Origin of the sequence: Anaeromassilibacillus sp. D41t1_190614_C2 (assembly GCF_015558525.1) — a bacterium.
GTDB classification, from domain to species: domain Bacteria; phylum Bacillota; class Clostridia; order Oscillospirales; family Acutalibacteraceae; genus Anaeromassilibacillus; species Anaeromassilibacillus stercoravium.
The window spans coordinates 43,042-59,564 of the sequence record NZ_JADMOD010000015.1; the positions used below are offsets into that span (position 1 = coordinate 43,042).

The following is a 16,523-nucleotide window of genomic DNA, read 5'->3' on the forward strand; positions in this document are numbered from 1 at the left end:
ACATATGATTGCAAAAATAGCTATAACGAGAGGATGACCGCTCTATGAGTCAACAGTATCCCTTTTCAACAGAGCCTTTGCCATACGACTACCGCGCGTTGGAGCCGGAAATCGACGCGGAAACCCTGCATTTCCACCATGACAAGCACCTGCAAGCTTATGTCGATAACCTGAACAAGGCGTTGGCCGACTACCCGGCCTACCACAGCTGGAGCCTCGAAAAGCTGTTAAAACAGGGCGACGCCCTGCCAGAAGCGATTCGGGTTGCCGTACGAAACAACGCAGGCGGCGTGTACAATCATCAGCTGTATTTCCGCAGTATGGGGCCGGAAAAAAACACCCACCCTTCCGGGAAATTGGCAGAAGCGATCGACTGCTATTTTGGCTCCTATGACGCCTGGAAAGAAAAGATGAAAACTGCCGCTGTCACCCAGTTTGGGTCCGGTTGGGCATGGCTTGCAATGGATGGGCAAGGGCGGCTGCACGTCCTGAAAACCGCCAACCAGGATACGCCGCTGACCCTGCACATGTGCCCCCTTCTGCCTGTCGACGTCTGGGAGCACGCCTATTATTTGCAATACCAAAACCGCCGTCCGGAATACGTGGACCGTTGGTTTTCCCTGATCAATTGGAAACAGGTGGAAGAGCAGTTCGCGCAATGCAGCCGATGTTGAGCGCGCAAACGCGGAAAGGAGGCGCTGGTTCGTTGGAGGAATATACCGATTTGTATCAGCTTCTTTCCAAGGACTACGAAGCCAATCAGTATTACTCGCTTCTGCCCTACGATGTGAAGCAGGCTTTGGGGTACAAGGCGGATCATATCTTGAGTTTTGACGACCTGCATGAATTCGCCATGCACTGCCAAGAAGAGGAATGACAAAGGAGGCGAAATATGGCAAACAGCTTAGACGATCTCTTCGAGGAGGCGCCGGACGTTTTACAATATTTTCTGTCGTTGCCGCCCGATATGCAGGATGCCATCAGCCTGCGTTCCGAAGAGATCCGCTCGGTGGACGACTTGCAACAGTATGTAGAACTCCTACAGAACGGATAAACAAAAAGGGGGAGCTGCCGCATTCAATCCTGCGGCGCTTCCCCTTCTTTGATGGATAGGCCGGATAGAACCCTTTCCAGCGCCCGGAACAGGATCTCGTTCTCAGCCGGCTGACGCTCCATCTCCATCCAGGCTTTCCGCCCGGTCTCTACAAACTGTTCCCTCCCCTTCGGCGCTTTCTCCCTGCGGAACCGGTAAGAGTTGCGCCGCTCTTCTCCAAAATAAACATCCACGGTAAATTCATCGCGAACATGCATGAGCAATCCCCCTGTTTTTTATATTCACGCGGTGGTTCGTCCTATTCCGCATAATGAGCCTGTCCGCTCTCTACACATGTGGTAGGAGGAATCGCCATGAGAACCGCAGCAGCTTACATCCGCGTATCCACGGACGGCCAACTGGAATACAGCCCGGACAGCCAACTCAAAGTTATCCGGGATTATGCCCAAAAGCACGATTTTCTCTTGCCGGAAGCGTATATTTTCCGGGAAGAGGAGGGAATCAGCGGAAAGGAAGCCAAAAAGCGCCCCGCCTTTATGCGGATGATCGGAATTGCCAAGCAGAAACCTAAGCCCTTCGATTGCATCATCCTCTGGAAATTCAGCCGTTTTGCGCGCAGCCGCCGGGATAGCATTGTCTACAAAACCATGCTGCGCAAGCAGCTGGGCATCGACGTCGTTTCCGTGACCGAACAGCTGGGCGACGACAAGCTCTCCCTGCTGCTGGAAGCGGTGATCGAAGCGATGGACGAATATTACAGCATCAATCTGGCAGAAGAGGTCAAGCGCGGCATGCTGGAAAAGGTGAGCCGCGGGGAACCGGTCACCCCACCCCCTTTCGGCTATCGGATGCAGGAAAAACAATACATACCCGATCCCACTACCGCCCCCATTGTTCAGTGGATGTTCCGCCTATGCGCGCAGGGGGTTCCGTGCAACGAAATCGCCCGCCGGCTCAACGCCATGGGGATTCCCACCGCACGCGGGCAACGCTGGGAAACGCGCGCAGTCGCCTATCTCTTGCACAACCCCATCTATCTGGGGAAAATCCGCTGGAACCTCCATCCGGGGACAAAGCAATCGCCCCCCGCCGGGCCAGTCCTCTCGGATGGGATGCACCAAGCCCTAGTGGATCCCTCTCTATGGGAGGAATCCCAGCGGCAATTGAACCAAAAAGGATGCAGGCGGAACAAGCGTGCTCCTCAAACAGCTTATCCCCTGCGTGGCCTTGTATTTTGCTCCACCTGCGGCGCACCGTTGGTCAAAACCTCCCGCGATGCCCTGCAATGCAGCGCCTATGCCCACGGGCTTTGTTCTGTTTCCCACTACATTTCCATGCGGAAAATGGAAGAATGGATCTTATGCATCCTGGAAGCCGACCTCCCCCCACATACTTTCGAAAGGAACCCCTGCCCCCGCGCGGATTCTTCAAATCCATTTCAATTGCAACTTGAACAGGAACGGAAAAAGTTGGAGCGTCTCCGGGACGCCTATGAAGCTGGAGCCGAGTCCCTAGAGGAATACCAACGCGAAAAGGCGCGGTTACAGGCGCACCTCACCACTCTTTCTGCGGAAGCGCACCGCTGTCAGCCTTTACGGGAAGCTCCATTCGCAGTCAACATGCGTGCATTGCTGCGGGATGGCCAACTCCCGAACGAAGCCAAAAACCGTCTGCTGCACGCCATATTCGACCGCATTGTATACGATGCAGAACAAAACCACTTGACGGTCCACTATCGAATAGAGTAAAAACCATCTCCAACCGCGATGCGGTGGGCCGCATGGCGAGCTGGGCGCCTCTCTGCGCTATTTGAGCCAGAGATACAGCATGCCCTATCCGGAGCTGAAAGCCATATTGACCGATATAGGTACAGAAGGGTCACAATGGCGCTTTGCGCATCCAAAAATATTGCGGATATCTCTTCTTCCATCGATAAAATAACTTATCCAAAAGGTTATGTGAAAGATTCCGACTTTTTTCTCCCTTCTTGTTGCTACATTGGTAAAATTTAGGAAAGGAGGCTGTTTTCCTCCCCATTAAATTTTATCGCAATTTCACGAAACCTGGAATAGAAGGTGATTGGGTGTATTTCCCTGCAAAGAAGGCTGGCATTTTACAGCCACAAATACAGCATACATCCCGCAACCACAGCGCCTTGCATGGGACTGCCGAACATTCGAACCCGATCCAATCCGGTTCTTTTTGTCCATCCCTTGTATCCGCTGTTCTGAAGCGCCTGGTGGATATCCTATGTTCAACCGCGGGGCTGATTCTTTGCGCTCCACTTCTATTCCTGTGCAGCATCATTGTCCGTCTCGATTCTCCGGGACCGGCTTTCTATAGCCAAGAACGGGTCACGCGGAATGAAAAGGTATTCCGCATCTACAAATTCCGCACAATGATCCACCATGCGGAAGCCATTACAGGCGGCGTCCTCGCAAGCGCGGACGATCCCCGCATTACCAGGGTTGGGAAGGTTCTGCGAAACACACATTTGGACGAGCTCCCACAACTGCTCAATGTTTTAAAAGGGGACATGTCCCTTGTCGGCCCGCGGCCCGAACGCCCCATGTTTGTGGAAAAGTACAAGGCGGAGGTGGCTCAATACGAACAGCGCTTTCTCGTGCGGGCTGGGCTTACCGGTACGGCGCAGGTGTACGGCCACTACTACACCGAGATTTCCGAAAAAACAGCTTACGACCTTTGGTATATCAAGCATTTTTCCCTGTGGCAGGACATCAAATTGATGTTTTTGACGGTCAAAGTCCTTTTTGAAGGGAAGCCGCTCCAAAGGGCATTGGAGAAACCGGCGCATTCTTCGCCGAAACTCCCCAACCCTCCCATCGCGAAATGAGGGACCCTATGAAACGATTCTGCCGCTACATCCGCTATGCCGGGATGCTTTTCCGATACGCCTTAGCGCTGCTCATTGGAATATTTGCCCGTCATACACCCGCATACAGGGATCTCTGGCTCTTCGCAGAGCGCGGATATGACGCCCAGGACAACGCATTTTTTCTCTTTCAATTTGTCCGGCAGAAGCATCCGGAGATCCATGCCGCCTATCTGATCGGCCGTGAATGCCCGGACTATGGAAACATTATTCGGTTGGGAAAGGCAATCGAGCCGGGCAGCTTTTCGCATTATCTGGCATTTGCCTGCGCAAAGGTAAAAATCAGCACCCACATCATGGGCTATTCTCCCCATATGTATCTGTTTACAAAGCTGGATTCCCACAGGCTGGTGCCCGGCCGCAAAGTGTTCCTTCAACACGGAATCCTTTTCAACCACATTCCAACGCTGTACTATCCCCGTATCCGCGTGAACCTGTTTGTTTGCAGCGCAGAGCGGGAATATCAAGCGATTTTAGACCACTACGGGCATCCCCAGGGCGTTGTGCAGCCGATCGGCCTGTGCCGCTACGACCATCTATTTCAGGAACACACGGAGAAGCGGCAGATTCTCATCCTCCCCACCTGGCGCGCTGCCCTGCGGGATTGCAGCCGGGAGGCCTTTCAAACCAGCGCATACTTCCATTTTTTCGATTCCCTCCTGCATCATCCACAGATGGCTGAATTGCTGGAGCAGTATCACTATACGCTGCTCGTCCAGCTTCATCCGGAAATGCAGCGTTTTGCCGCTTGCTTTTCCAGCGTCCATCCCCGCATAAAAATCAACCATTTCAACACACAGAACATCCAACAGCTTCTGCTGGAATCCAAACTCCTTATCACGGATTATTCCAGCATCTTCTTCGACTTTGCCTACCTGGGAAAGCCACTCGCTTATTACGCCTTCGATGAGGCGTATTTTTTCGCCACCCATTACCAGCGCGGTTATTTCGATCTCGAGGAGAATGGTTTCGGCCCGGTCTGCCGAAATCCCGATGAAGTCCTGCAATTTATCAAGGAGCGCTTGGCGGACAACATGCGGGTTCCCGCCCTCTATCGAGCGCGCGCCAAAGGGTTCTTTCCACCCCGCCGCACCGACCACTGTTCCCGCACCGTTTCTGCCATCCGTGCGCTTCTGTAGAGATCTTTCCAACAATTGCAGGGTGTTGGTTTTTAAGTCCGGCCAAAGGAGGGAAATCCATGGGGCCGCTGGTCAGCATAGGCGTTGCCGTCTACAACGTCCGGGAATATCTGTGCGCCTGCCTCGGCAGCGTGTGCAAGCAGGCGTCGGAGGAAATCGAAATCCTCCTGGTGGACGACGGTTCCAGTGACGGGTCCGGAGCGGTCTGCGATGCATACGCGGGGCAAAGCCCATTTGTCCGCGCCATCCATTTTCCGGAAAACCGGGGCATTTGCGAAGTGCGCAATACCATTCTCCGGGAAGCTGCGGGCCGGTGGGTGTTCTTTGTCGATGGAGACGACGAACTGCCGGATTGGTTTTCGGAGGTCGCACGGTCTTTGCCAGAGCACCTTTATGACGTTATCTTCTTCCGATATGCCGGGTACGAACATGGGAAACCCCAACCCGTTCCCCGCGGGGAAAATCGCATCGTGGACCTTTCCCCAAAGGTATTGGAAACCTATTGCATCTCCTGCGTGTCCGGCGCCCCTTGCCAGTTGCCGGACACACGCCTCCGGCAGGTGCGCCATACCTCTGTTTGGGCAAAGGCCTACCGGCGGGATTTTTTGTTGGAACAGCAGTTGTGGTTTCCGGAGCGCCAGCAGAAGTCGCAGGACGTCCTATTCAACACCCTGGTTTACCACGCCTGCCGGTCCGCCGCATATATTCCCACAGTGATGTATTACTACCGGACGCATCCGAACTCTATCTGCAACCGGTATCACCCCGACTTCCTTCCCGGAATGGAACTCCTGATGCAGCGTAATCTCGCGCATATCGATGCCTTCTTCCCGGGGAGGGCGGATGTTTTGGATGCCTTTTACCGCTACCGCGTGATTGGAATTCTGTTGGACGCCATGCGGCTCCATATCTTCCATCCGGACAATCCCCTGCCTTTGCGCCAACGCCGGGCAGCCTTTCAAGCACTTCTAAAACAGCCACTCTTCGCCTATAGCCTTGCACATCTGAACTTGGACGACTACTGGCTCGAACGGCAATTCCTCTTAAACTGCGCGCGGAAAAGGCGGTTTGCCCTTCTAAACTTTGCCTACCGGCACCCCTGGGTCCTTCGGGTATACGGCGGCACTATGCATCGGAAGGACCTTTTGAAGGACCGGTTTTTATGGAGGCGGTTTCAACGAAACAGGTGAGCATCATTGTCCCTGTCTACAACATGGAGGCGTTTGTCGCTTCCGGTGTCCAATGCCTGAAGGAGCAGACCTATCCAAACATCGAGCTGATTTTGATCGACGATGGTTCGACCGACGGCAGCGGCGCGGCCTGTGAACGCGAAGCAGGCCGGGACAGCCGCATCCGCGTTTACCACACCGTCAACCGGGGAGCAGGCCCCGCCCGCAATTTGGGAATGGACCTGGCCCGGGGCGATTATTTCCACTTTTTCGATATAGACGATTATCTTGTTCCAAACGCGATTTCCCTGCTTGTAAAAGCAGCGGAGGAAACCGGCGCCGATCTGGTGGTCGGCGGATTCGCCGTGGACGACCACAACAAAAACCAACGCGTGATCCCAAAGGCGGACCACCTCTACCGAACTGGTGAACAGGTGCGCAACGATTTTTACCCGCACATGTTCATGTTCGGGGAACAGGGGATCTTTCAATCCGCATGCTTTAAACTGTTCCGCGCGGAAACGGTGCGGAAGCACGGCGTGCGGTTTCCCGACCTTCGCCGCAATCAGGATGAAGTCTTCCTTGCGGAATATGCCGCCGTCATGAAGGACGTCTATTTCATCCCCGATATTTTATACCGCTATTTTGCCAACGACCACGCGCGGCTTTTTCAAAAGGTGACGTATGATTACTTTCCAATCATCCAGCGCTCTTCCCGCCGGATCATCGAGTTGGTACTCGGTTGGAACCCAGAAAACCAGCGTGTACGCGAAAAACTCTTCCAGGATTACTACTATAAAACCTTCCAGAGCATTTGGTTTCTCTTTAACCCCCATGGAAAGCGCTCGCACCGGCAGCGGTACGCCCGGATGAAAGAAATCGTGCAGGCCTTTCTGGACGATCTTCCCACCCGGGATTTCGGCGAAACCTCCGCTGTTTACCGGTATATGTGTAAAAAGCAGTATGGAAGGCTCTATTTGCGGATGTGGTATTTCACCTGGAAACACCGAAACGACTGAACACGGAGGGACAGCATGCGGACACAAGCGACCATTCGGAACGCGCTCTGGGGAATTTTGCAGCAGGCCGTCCTCTGCGTGTTGGGGCTTTTGTCCCGCAGGGTGATGCTTCAGACCATCGGCGTCAGCGGCGTTGGGCTCAACGGCCTGTTGACCAACGTCCTTTCCCTGCTCTCTCTTACAGAGATGGGCGTCGGTTCCGTGATCATCTACCACATGTACGCACCGCTGGCCAACGGGGATTGGGAAAAAATCTGCCGCTTGATGCAGTTTTATCGGAACGTCTACCGGAGGATCGCCTTGGCAATGACGGGTGCGGGCTTGTTACTGGTTCCGTTTCTTCCGTATCTAGTGAGAGGCGTACACTACAGCCACTCCTATGTAACGGCGGTGTTTCTGCTCTTTTTGGCGCAGACCGCGTCGTCCTATCTCTTCTCGTACAAGCGGTCCCTTCTTTCCGCCGATCAAAAGCAATATGTCATTACCATTGTAGATCTGGTCTTTCGGATCGTTTCCGTGATTGGCGGCATTGCCGTGCTGCTTCTAACCCGTGAACTGCTTTGTTACCTGTTCTTCCTTTTGATCACCGGCATTTTGAATAACCTCGCTCTTTCGCGGCGGGTGGACCGGCTGTATCCCGAACTTCTCCGCTCCCGCGCGCAGCTTCCTAGAGAACGCCGGAAAAAGATTTTCCGCAATGTGCGCGACCTGTTTATTGGGAAGCTCTCGTGGACCATCACCAGCTCAACGGATAACCTCCTGATCTCCGCACTGGTAGGCACCATCCAGGTGGGGCTCTATTCCAACTACACCATTGTTCTCAATACGCTGACCAATGTGGTCAACCAGCTCTCCGCGGCGATGAGCGGCAGCATCGGGAATTTACTGGCCACCGGGTCAAAAGCACATGTGGATGTTGTGCTGCGGCGGTTGCTATTTCTGATGTATGGGATTGCGTCGTTTTGCTGCACCTGCCTCCTTTGCCTTCTGGACCCATTCATCACGCTTGTATTCGGCAATGAGATGGTGCTGGATTTCCCTGTAGTATGCGTCTGTGTACTCAACTTTTTCTTGGCGACCATGCGCATCCCTGTCTGGAACATGCTCAGCGCCTCCGGTCTGTTCAAACGGGACAAATACATCTCGATCGCCGGTTCCACTGTCAATTTGGTGGTCTCCTTCGTTCTGGGAAAGGAAATCGGTATGTTGGGCATTTTGATCGGGACAACCTGTACATATGCCATCCAGTTTGTCTTAAAAATTCTTTTGTTCTATCGATGTTTCCTTCACAGGCCATACGGCAAACTCTTTCTGCAATTGGGACTCTATCTGGCGCTCACCCTGGCATTGACCGGCTGTGCCTATGGGCTTTGTAGCTGGATCGCCACCGGCGTTGCAATCGCTGACTTTGTGCTCAAGGGATTCCTTGCCGCTGGCTTTTCCCTGGGAAGCAATTTTCTCCTATTCTGCCGGACCGATTCCTTTCGCGCCCTGCGGCAGGTCTTCTACGATTCAAGGAACCGCTACAAATCCAACAAATCCCGAGCAACCGGCGAAAAAGGAGGAATGGCCTGAACATGCAAATGGAACCTCTCTACCAAACGGGAAAAGACGTTCAAAAGGAGGCTGAGACCATTCATGCAGACGCTTGGCTGGTCGGCCTTTATTATCTCTGCCTTCCACTCACCTTTATCACGCTGCTTCCCGGCATGTCCGCTTTGAAGGCCGTTACATTTCCCATCGCCGGTTTTCTGGCGCTGTACCGGCTTCTGCCCCAAAGCCGCAAAATATGCCTGAACAGTGTGCACCTGTTCTACACATTGCAGCTCCTGTTTATGGCGGGAACCCTTCTCTTCTACCGGGGACCGGAGAGTGCCACCGTCGTCAAAGACGTTTCGCTTGCACTGCTTGTCACCCTGTTGGCGACGTGCCGCGTTTACAACCAGGCAGAACGCCGTCTCTTCTCCCGGATCTGGCTGTTGGTGGGGCTGATCTGTATGCTCCTTTGCCTGTTCAGCAAGAAGGCCATCGACGGCGGCCGGACTGTCATCGTGGTACTTGGCTCCGAAGAGGACCCAAATTTTTTCTGTATGTACTTCATCTTTCCCGTGCTGTTTGCTTTGGAATCGTTGACCCGGAAAACCAAATTCCGGTTTTTAACCGTTCCCTATTTGATTCTGGTGTTCTATGCCATTCTCCGCACCGGCTCCCGCGGCGGACTCGCCGCGATCTTGGCCGGAGTGTTGGCGTTTATTTTTCTCGCTATACGCAGTCCCAAGGCAAGACTCTCCGCACTGTTGCTATTGCTTCTGGTCGCGCTGGTCATTCTTTTTATTGTGTTGCCCCTTCTCCCCGAGGCTGTACGGCAGCGCTATAGTCCCGCGCAAATCTGGGAGGATCAAGGCAGCGGACGGTTCCCCATCTGGTCCTATCTGCTCACCCAGGTGTGTTCCGACGCCTCTTCCCTGATACATGGTTTCGGCATCTGCTCAACCATCCCGCACATGACGGCCGCCGGATTCCAAAATACCTATGCGCACAACCAATGGATTCAAACCTTGTTCGATCAAGGGTTGATCGGCCTGTTCTTGTACGCCGCTTTGATGGGGGCGTGTTTTTTTCGCAATCTTCGCAGGAATCCACTATTTTCCTGCGGATTGGTCGCCGTATGGGGCTTTTCTCTGTCCCTGAGTCTTTACACGCATAAGCAGTATTTGAATGTCTTTATGATGTGCGCCATGAGCTTTACCCCGCCGGAAGAAACCGATTGCCAGCAAACCGGAGCATCGTTGCCCCAACGTTCCCCTCCACTAGATGGAGAAGTCCTTCGAAGGGAGGAAGAGGATTGAAAAAAGTATCCATCATCGTCCCGGTCTATAACGGGGAAGCCACCATCGCCCGGTGCCTAGACAGCTTATTGACGCAAACCTATCCCTGTTTGGAAATTCTTGTGATTGACGACGGTTCCTCCGACAGGACCAGATCGGTATTGGAACCGTACCGCGGACGGATTCACCTTCTTTGCCAAACGCACAGCGGCGTAGCTGCTGCCCGGAACATGGGCCTGCAACGGGCGGCCGGCGACTTTCTCCTCTTCGTGGATGCAGACGATTTTCTCGGGTGCGATTGTGTGGAACGCGTTGTCCAAAAGCAGCGGGAGAGCGGCGCGGACCTTGTCCGCTTTTCTTACCAGCTGGTCTATCCGGACGGGCGCATCCAGGAACCGATCGACTCATTCACGGAGGAAGTTTTCCTGCCAAAGGCTGCGTTTACAGAGCAAATTTATCCGTACTTTCTCTCGTCCATCCGCTTTAACGCGGTCTGGGCCACCCTGTATCCGCGTGAACTGCTCGCCGGCTTGACCTTCCCCACCGGCATGAAGACAGCGGAGGACGCCGCCTTCTCCCTGGAAGTCTATACCCGGGCGCAGAGTGTATTGTTGAGCATGGACGCCGTCTATTTTTATGTCCAAACGCCAACTGGGTTGACCCGGCGCGGCCTGGGGTTGCTCGACAAATACCGGGCGAATCTACAGCTCTCGGGCTATCTCCTGGAAAAGCTGCGCGTCTGGGGAATGGATTCCTTTCCAAACCGGTTGAAAACGTATCTTCGCCCGCTGATGCTCACCATTCATAAGCTTCGGCGGCTGTTGCAAGAATAAAGGAGGTTTCCATGCGGTTACAAGTTCTCATCGCCACACAGGGACAAAGCGGCCATCGCCTGCTGGACCAAATGCAAATCCGCAGCGACGCCATCATCGGAAATCAATGCGGCCGATACGAGGTGGAAACATTCTCTTTCCACGGGTATGACGTCCAGATTTATTCCTACCGGGAACGAGGGGTGGGCTTAAACCGGAACCACATCTGGATGCGCGCCGATGCGGATATTTGCCTGTTTGCGGATGACGATGTCCGCTATGATGACCACTATGCGGAAAAAATTCTCACGGAATTCTCCAAACACCCGGAGGCGGACGTCCTCCTTTTTAATTTTCACTGCAAAAATAAGACGCGCGAGGAGTATATCATCCCGAAATGGAAACGGGTCCGCTGGTACAACTCGCTCCGCTATGGGACCTATCGGATCGCGGTCCGTACCGAGCGCGTCCGCCGCGCCAACATCGCTTTCTCTCTTCTGTTTGGCGGTGGCGCCCGTTATGGCTCCGGGGAGGACTGCATCTTTTTGCACGACTGTCTCCGGCATGGCCTCAAAATTTATGCATGCCCCATCTTTTTAGGCGAAGTTTCCCACCAGGATTCCACCTGGTTTCACGGATATACACAAAAATTCTTTCACGACAAAGGCGCCTTGTTCGCCCATCTTTTCCCGCGGTTGGCAAAACCGTTCTGCCTGGCCTTTTTGATCCGGCATCCCTCCTTCCGGACCGATGGCCTTCCTTTTTGGAAGGCATATCATGCCATGAAGGGCGGCATACAGGAATATCTTGGAAAGTACTCTGAGGGGGTCCCATGTGAAAAAACGGCTGATCTTCGTCAACAATAACCTACATAGCGGCGGCATTCAAAAAAGCCTTTTGAGCCTGCTCTCCCACATCAAAGGCCAATATGCGGTCACACTGCTGCTCATGAGCGATACCGGCGAATACAAAGCGCAGCTCCCAAAGGGAATTCAAGTCTTGCACTGCTCCCCAATATTGCGTATACTTGGTATGAGTCAAAAAGAGCTGTGGCGGGAAAACCGCCTGCTCTTTTGCATCCGTTCCCTTTTTGCCGCTCTATGCAGGATCACTGGCAATTCGCTTCTTCTGCGAATTTTATCCCATGCCCAAAAACGGCTGGGGCCCTATGACGTCGCCATCTCCTGCATGCACAGCGAACCGCCGCGGGTGTTCTACGGAGGGACAAATGAAATCGTATTGTATCGCATCCGGGCAGCCAAAAAGATTGCGATGGTGCATGCCGATGTCCTGCACAACGGAAGCTGCACCGCGGCCACGGGGAAACTCTATGGACAATTCGATCAAATCATCGCCTGTTCCAAGGGGTGCCGGGAACAATTTGTCAAGGCCTTTCCAGACTTGCGGGACCGGGTTTCTGTTGTATCAAATTTTCATCGCTTTCACGAGATCCGGGCTTTGGCCTCCCAGAACCCCGTCGCCTATCCGCGCGATCAAATCCATGTCATCACTGTGGCGCGGCTGAGCAAGGAAAAAGGGATTGAACGGGCGCTGGATGCTGTCCGTGCCTGTGTGGATGCAGGCATTCCCATCCAATATCACATTGTTGGCGATGGCGCTGGGCGGCAAGCCCTTCAAAAGCGGGCGGCACAGCTTGGACTTGCCGGCCGGGTCACGTTTTACGGCATGCAGCAAAATCCCTACCGGTTTATGAAGCAGGCGGATCTCTTTTTACTCCCCTCCTACCATGAAGCCGCGCCCCTCGTCTTTACCGAGGCAAAATGCTTGGGCGTGCCCATCCTCGCCACAAGGACGGCCTCCGTGCAGGAGATGATCCTAGACGATCGGGCGGGATGGGTCTGCGAGAACACCACAGCGGCGATCGTCCATAGTTTGCAGGAGATCTGCTTCCATCGTGAAGCGCTTCAGGAAAAGCGGGAAGGACTCTCCCTCAAAACGTACCACAACGGGGAGGCCATACGGCAGTGGAACGCCGTAATGAAGGAACAGGAAATCTGAAAGGCGGGATACCATGAAAATAGCAGTTGCCGGAACCGGCTACGTCGGCTTAGTGACCGGCGTTTGTCTGGCGGAACACGGCCACTTTGTCACATGCGTCGATGTGGACGAAGCGAAGGTCGCATTGATGCAGCAGGGCGTTTCCCCCATCTATGAGGAAGGGCTCTCGGAGCTAATGAACAAGAACCGCGACCGGCTTACGTATACAACGGACTATAAGGCTGCCTACGCGGATAAGGACGTCATTATCATCGGCGTGGGAACCCCAGAAAAAAAGGACGGCAGCGCCAATCTCTCTTATGTCTACGCAGTTGCGGAACAGATCGCCCACAGCGTCACGCGGGACTGCGTTGTCGTAGTAAAATCGACTGTCCCCATCGGGACAAACGACAAGGTGGAAGCGCTGTTAAATGCCAAAAGCGACCCATCCATACACATCCATGTGGCCTCTAACCCGGAATTTTTGGCCCAGGGGACCGCAGTACGGGACACCTTGCACGCCTCCCGTATTGTCATCGGCGTGGAGGAACCGGAAACCGGCGAGCTTTTGAAAGCCATGTATCAAGAATTTGATGCCCCGATTCTCGTAACAAATCGAAAAAGCGCGGAGATGATTAAATACGCCTCCAACGATTTTCTGGCCTTGAAAATCTCCTATGTCAATGAAATCGCCCTGCTCTGCGAGCTGGTGGGTGCGGACATCGACGACGTCACGCGCGGGATGGGTTACGATTCCCGCATCGGGAACAAATTTTTGCAGGCGGGTATCGGGTACGGCGGCAGTTGTTTTCCAAAGGACACCAAAGCGCTGCACTGGCTCGCCAATTTCCACGATTATGAGATCAAGACCATCAAGGCAGCCATCGAGGTCAACGAAAACCAGAAACTCAAGCCGATCAAGATCGCCCGCAAGTACTTCGACAGTTTGGAAGGGCTGACGATCGCTGTTTTGGGCCTCACGTTCAAGCCTGGCACCGACGATCTGCGGGAAGCGCCCTCCCTGGTCAATATCCCCATCATGCTGGACGACGGGGCGCATGTCAAAGCGTGGGACCCCGTCGGCATGGAGAACTTCAAGAAGCGCGCATTGGGCGACATCACATACTGTGACTCCATTGAAAGTACCCTGGACGGCGCAGATGTATGCTTTATTTTCACCGAATGGCCGGAGATTAAAAATTTGGATGTCTCGCTCTTTTCGAAGGAAATGCGCCAAGCGATTATTATCGACGGGCGCAACTGCTATGCGCTCGCACGCATGGAGCAGGAACCGGTGATTTATCACAGCATTGGCCGCAGGACGATTTTCAATCTAAACCGTGGATGAAACGCCGGATAGCGTTTTTCAAATACAGGTAAAAATGGCGCTGGAATTTTCCGGCGCCATTTTCTTGTGATAATAAGGGATCTTTTGTCCTCTCCAATAAGTCTCAAATTGCTTTTCTATCCCCTTAATCTACGTTCCGCTTTCATAAAACTATTCACAATTGCACAAAGGAGGCCCGTAAGGCTTTCCCGCGACACGTTTTCTTCTGATTCTATTAAAAGATGCCGTCTTTCTTTACAGAGCATTTAGGAATCATTTTTTGTACAACATCCGATGCCTTTAGGGTTCTCCAATACATACGTCCATGTTGTGGGCAATCCTTTCAAATGCACCTCCACGCGCCGGCCCGGGTAGGCGATAAGATGGTCAAGCAGATAGCCATAGAAACTGTCCGAAGCAGTTTTCCCGCTTACAATCTCCCCTATTCTGTGGCGGATGTCGCGTTCCAATACGGTTCTATCAATGCCACTGCCCTCTTTTTCTTTGGAATCCACAATTCTTTCGGTCAGCTCCACCATACGGCGATCGTATTCGGCGTTCATCAATTTCATATCATCTTCGGAGATGCTCTTTGTAAAGAAAGCGTCCAGCACCCCTTTCTTTTTTTCTTTCAGTTGTGTTCGCTCTTTTTCTAATTTCTCGATGGCTCTGTGATCGCTGCTTTGAGAATCCTGGATCGCCTCCAACACAATTCGGGTGATGTCATCGATTACCATATCGTTGTCGATCTGCAACGTGCTCACCGATCGGCGTACCATCTCCATCCCCACTTCATCCCGAATTTGATACCCCACATCGCACCCTGCCAAATGCCCCACCGGATCCAGATGCCGTTTGCCCTCCGCAACAGCGGTGCCGCACCGCCACGCCTTATATCTGCTCCCGTCTTTCCGCTCCCGAGTGCGTGAAACAAAGCTTTTTCCGCATACACTGCACTGAATCTTACCGGATAGCGGATAGCGGTTCCCATGGCCGGTGCCGGTGTTTCCATTCAGATTTCGGCGGGCAATCTCCCGCTGGGCCTCTTCCCACAGTTCCCGGCCAATGATCGGCTCATGGTGATCCTGGATCAATACAAATGTTTCTTCGCCGTGGTTGTACTTTTTTTGATGGGTTAAATAGTCTGGAGTAAAGGTTTTTTTCTGCTTCAGGTCTCCGCAGTATTTCTCATTTCGTAAAATTTTTAGAATGACGGTGTTCCGCCAGTTGGGACTGCCCGTGAGGGTTTTGTAACCCGATTCTCGCAATTCACGGGCGATGACGGTGGTTCCCTTTCCTTCATGGACGTATTTATGGAAAATCAGCCGGACGATTTCCGCGCCTTGGGGATTGACGGTCATTTTTCCATCCCTCACATCATATCCCAACAGCGAGCGGCCAAACACCACGCCCTGTTCCATGCGCCGGGTCTGTCCCCATTTGACGCGGGAACTGGTGGAACGGCTCTCCTCTTGTGCCATTGTGGATTTAATTGCCAGGAGCAATTCCGATTCCTCTTTCAAGGTGTTGATCTGGTCGTTTAAAAAGAAAACCCCCACCCCCCGCTGCTTCAACTGCCGGGTATAGTAGATGCTGTCCAGTGTATTGCGGGCAAAGCGGGAAATCTCCTTGGTAATCACCAAGTCAAAACGGCCCAAAAGGGCGTCGTGGATCATCCGGTTAAAGGCGGTCCGCTTTTTCGTACTCGTCCCTGTGATCCCCTCGTCTGCGTAAACTTCATACAGTTCCCAATTCGGTTGCCGGTCGATATATTCGCGGAAAAATTTCTGCTGGCTCTCAAAGGAGTTTATCTGATCGTCCTTGTCTGTTGAAACACGGCAATATACAGCGACCTTCATCGTTGGTTTTCCTTCTTGGCGTTCTTTTCTGCCACCGTCCGATGCTCCACATAGGAATCCACATATTTCCATTCTGCTTCCGGACCAACCAGGAACAGGGTGTTTTCATCTGATCCAATGGAATGTGCGAGCTTCTCTAGGCAAAGTTGCACTTGCATGTCATTCAAAAAGTTCCGTTCTCTCAGGGAAAGCAAAACCGCCTTCCGATACAGCAGATCGAATTCTGGTGTGGTTTTTTTGTCGTCTTCCATCTTCTCCGTACATTCCAAAAAAATCGCTCTATCCTTCATTATCTGACCTCCCCTCATAAATGTTTATGAGGGAAGATGGATTGCCTTGCCTGTCCGCCGGTTTCTTTTTGGGACAGAACCGTTCCGTATCAGATGAAGATATAAACACGGCAGCGGTTCTTATTTTATAATCTC

At 53.1% G+C, this 16,523-nt stretch carries 17 protein-coding genes and 1 pseudogene; 15 read left to right on the top strand and 3 right to left on the bottom strand.

The features are described 5' to 3' along the window. The first annotated feature begins 44 nt into the window (after positions 1-44). The 3 genes from I2G69_RS11485 to I2G69_RS11495 are packed head-to-tail and all read left to right on the top strand — an operon-like array spanning position 45 to position 1,054. A complete protein-coding gene (locus tag I2G69_RS11485; protein ID WP_195560804.1) occupies positions 45-674 on the top strand; it encodes a superoxide dismutase in 630 nt (209 codons plus the stop codon). Positions 675-706: 32 nt separating this feature from the next. Further along, entirely contained in the window at positions 707-877 is a 171-nt protein-coding gene (locus I2G69_RS11490; RefSeq protein WP_172749558.1) for a hypothetical protein, read from the top strand. 15 nt (positions 878-892) lie between these two features. Next, positions 893-1,054, top strand: a complete 162-nt coding sequence (locus I2G69_RS11495; protein WP_172749557.1) for a hypothetical protein — start codon at positions 893-895, stop codon at positions 1,052-1,054. A gap of 23 nt (positions 1,055-1,077) precedes the next feature. Here I2G69_RS11495 and I2G69_RS11500 read toward each other — a convergent pair whose 3' ends face one another. Continuing rightward, positions 1,078-1,311, bottom strand: coding sequence for a hypothetical protein (locus I2G69_RS11500; protein WP_191520995.1), 234 nt, complete (start codon positions 1,309-1,311; stop codon positions 1,078-1,080). 96 nt (positions 1,312-1,407) lie between these two features. On the opposite strand from I2G69_RS11500, the gene I2G69_RS11505 reads away from it, so the two are divergent. From I2G69_RS11505 to I2G69_RS11560, 12 genes and pseudogenes are all read left to right on the top strand, one after another. Further along, positions 1,408-2,802, top strand: a complete 1,395-nt coding sequence (locus tag I2G69_RS11505) for a recombinase family protein (protein ID WP_195560805.1) — start codon at positions 1,408-1,410, stop codon at positions 2,800-2,802. A gap of 16 nt (positions 2,803-2,818) precedes the next feature. Continuing rightward, positions 2,819-2,929 (top strand): annotated as a pseudogene (locus tag I2G69_RS11510) (manganese catalase family protein); the annotation flags it as partial. 208 nt (positions 2,930-3,137) lie between these two features. After that, on the top strand, positions 3,138-3,908 hold the full coding sequence (locus tag I2G69_RS11515) for a sugar transferase (RefSeq protein ID WP_191362610.1): 771 nt from the start codon (positions 3,138-3,140) through the stop codon (positions 3,906-3,908). 8 nt (positions 3,909-3,916) lie between these two features. Next, entirely contained in the window at positions 3,917-5,086 is a 1,170-nt protein-coding gene (locus tag I2G69_RS11520) for a CDP-glycerol glycerophosphotransferase family protein (RefSeq protein WP_191362611.1), read from the top strand. Between the two features lie 59 nt (positions 5,087-5,145). Beyond that, positions 5,146-6,276, top strand: a complete 1,131-nt coding sequence (locus I2G69_RS11525) for a glycosyltransferase family 2 protein (protein ID WP_195560806.1) — start codon at positions 5,146-5,148, stop codon at positions 6,274-6,276. Further along, positions 6,249-7,274 (top strand): glycosyltransferase family 2 protein, encoded by a 1,026-nt coding sequence (locus I2G69_RS11530; RefSeq protein ID WP_191395715.1) that lies wholly within the window; start codon positions 6,249-6,251, stop codon positions 7,272-7,274. The genes I2G69_RS11525 and I2G69_RS11530 overlap by 28 nt, the downstream gene beginning before the upstream one ends. Before the next feature lie 15 nt (positions 7,275-7,289). Further along, a complete protein-coding gene (locus tag I2G69_RS11535; protein ID WP_195560807.1) occupies positions 7,290-8,849 on the top strand; it encodes a lipopolysaccharide biosynthesis protein in 1,560 nt (519 codons plus the stop codon). A gap of 2 nt (positions 8,850-8,851) precedes the next feature. Next, positions 8,852-10,123, top strand: coding sequence for an O-antigen ligase family protein (locus tag I2G69_RS11540; RefSeq protein ID WP_195560808.1), 1,272 nt, complete (start codon positions 8,852-8,854; stop codon positions 10,121-10,123). Beyond that, the gene (locus tag I2G69_RS11545; protein WP_191395712.1) at positions 10,120-10,935 is read left to right on the top strand and encodes a glycosyltransferase family 2 protein; all 816 of its coding nucleotides are present in this window, start codon (positions 10,120-10,122) and stop codon (positions 10,933-10,935) included. The genes I2G69_RS11540 and I2G69_RS11545 overlap by 4 nt, the downstream gene beginning before the upstream one ends. 11 nt (positions 10,936-10,946) lie before the next feature. After that, the gene (locus I2G69_RS11550) at positions 10,947-11,780 is read left to right on the top strand and encodes a glycosyltransferase family A protein (RefSeq protein ID WP_191362616.1); all 834 of its coding nucleotides are present in this window, start codon (positions 10,947-10,949) and stop codon (positions 11,778-11,780) included. Continuing rightward, positions 11,749-12,933, top strand: coding sequence for a glycosyltransferase (locus I2G69_RS14455; protein ID WP_195560809.1), 1,185 nt, complete (start codon positions 11,749-11,751; stop codon positions 12,931-12,933). Before I2G69_RS11550 ends, I2G69_RS14455 begins: the two co-directional genes overlap by 32 nt. Positions 12,934-12,946: 13 nt before the next feature. Continuing rightward, positions 12,947-14,260, top strand: coding sequence for a UDP-glucose dehydrogenase family protein (locus I2G69_RS11560; RefSeq protein ID WP_191362618.1), 1,314 nt, complete (start codon positions 12,947-12,949; stop codon positions 14,258-14,260). A gap of 245 nt (positions 14,261-14,505) precedes the next feature. On the opposite strand, the gene I2G69_RS11565 is transcribed toward I2G69_RS11560, so the two are convergent. Both I2G69_RS11565 and I2G69_RS11570 read right to left on the bottom strand, forming a co-directional pair. Next, positions 14,506-16,098 (bottom strand): recombinase family protein, encoded by a 1,593-nt coding sequence (locus I2G69_RS11565; RefSeq protein WP_243254958.1) that lies wholly within the window; start codon positions 16,096-16,098, stop codon positions 14,506-14,508. Next, positions 16,095-16,388, bottom strand: a complete 294-nt coding sequence (locus I2G69_RS11570; RefSeq protein ID WP_087230846.1) for a hypothetical protein — start codon at positions 16,386-16,388, stop codon at positions 16,095-16,097. Before I2G69_RS11570 ends, I2G69_RS11565 begins: the two co-directional genes overlap by 4 nt. Positions 16,389-16,523 lie beyond the last annotated feature (135 nt).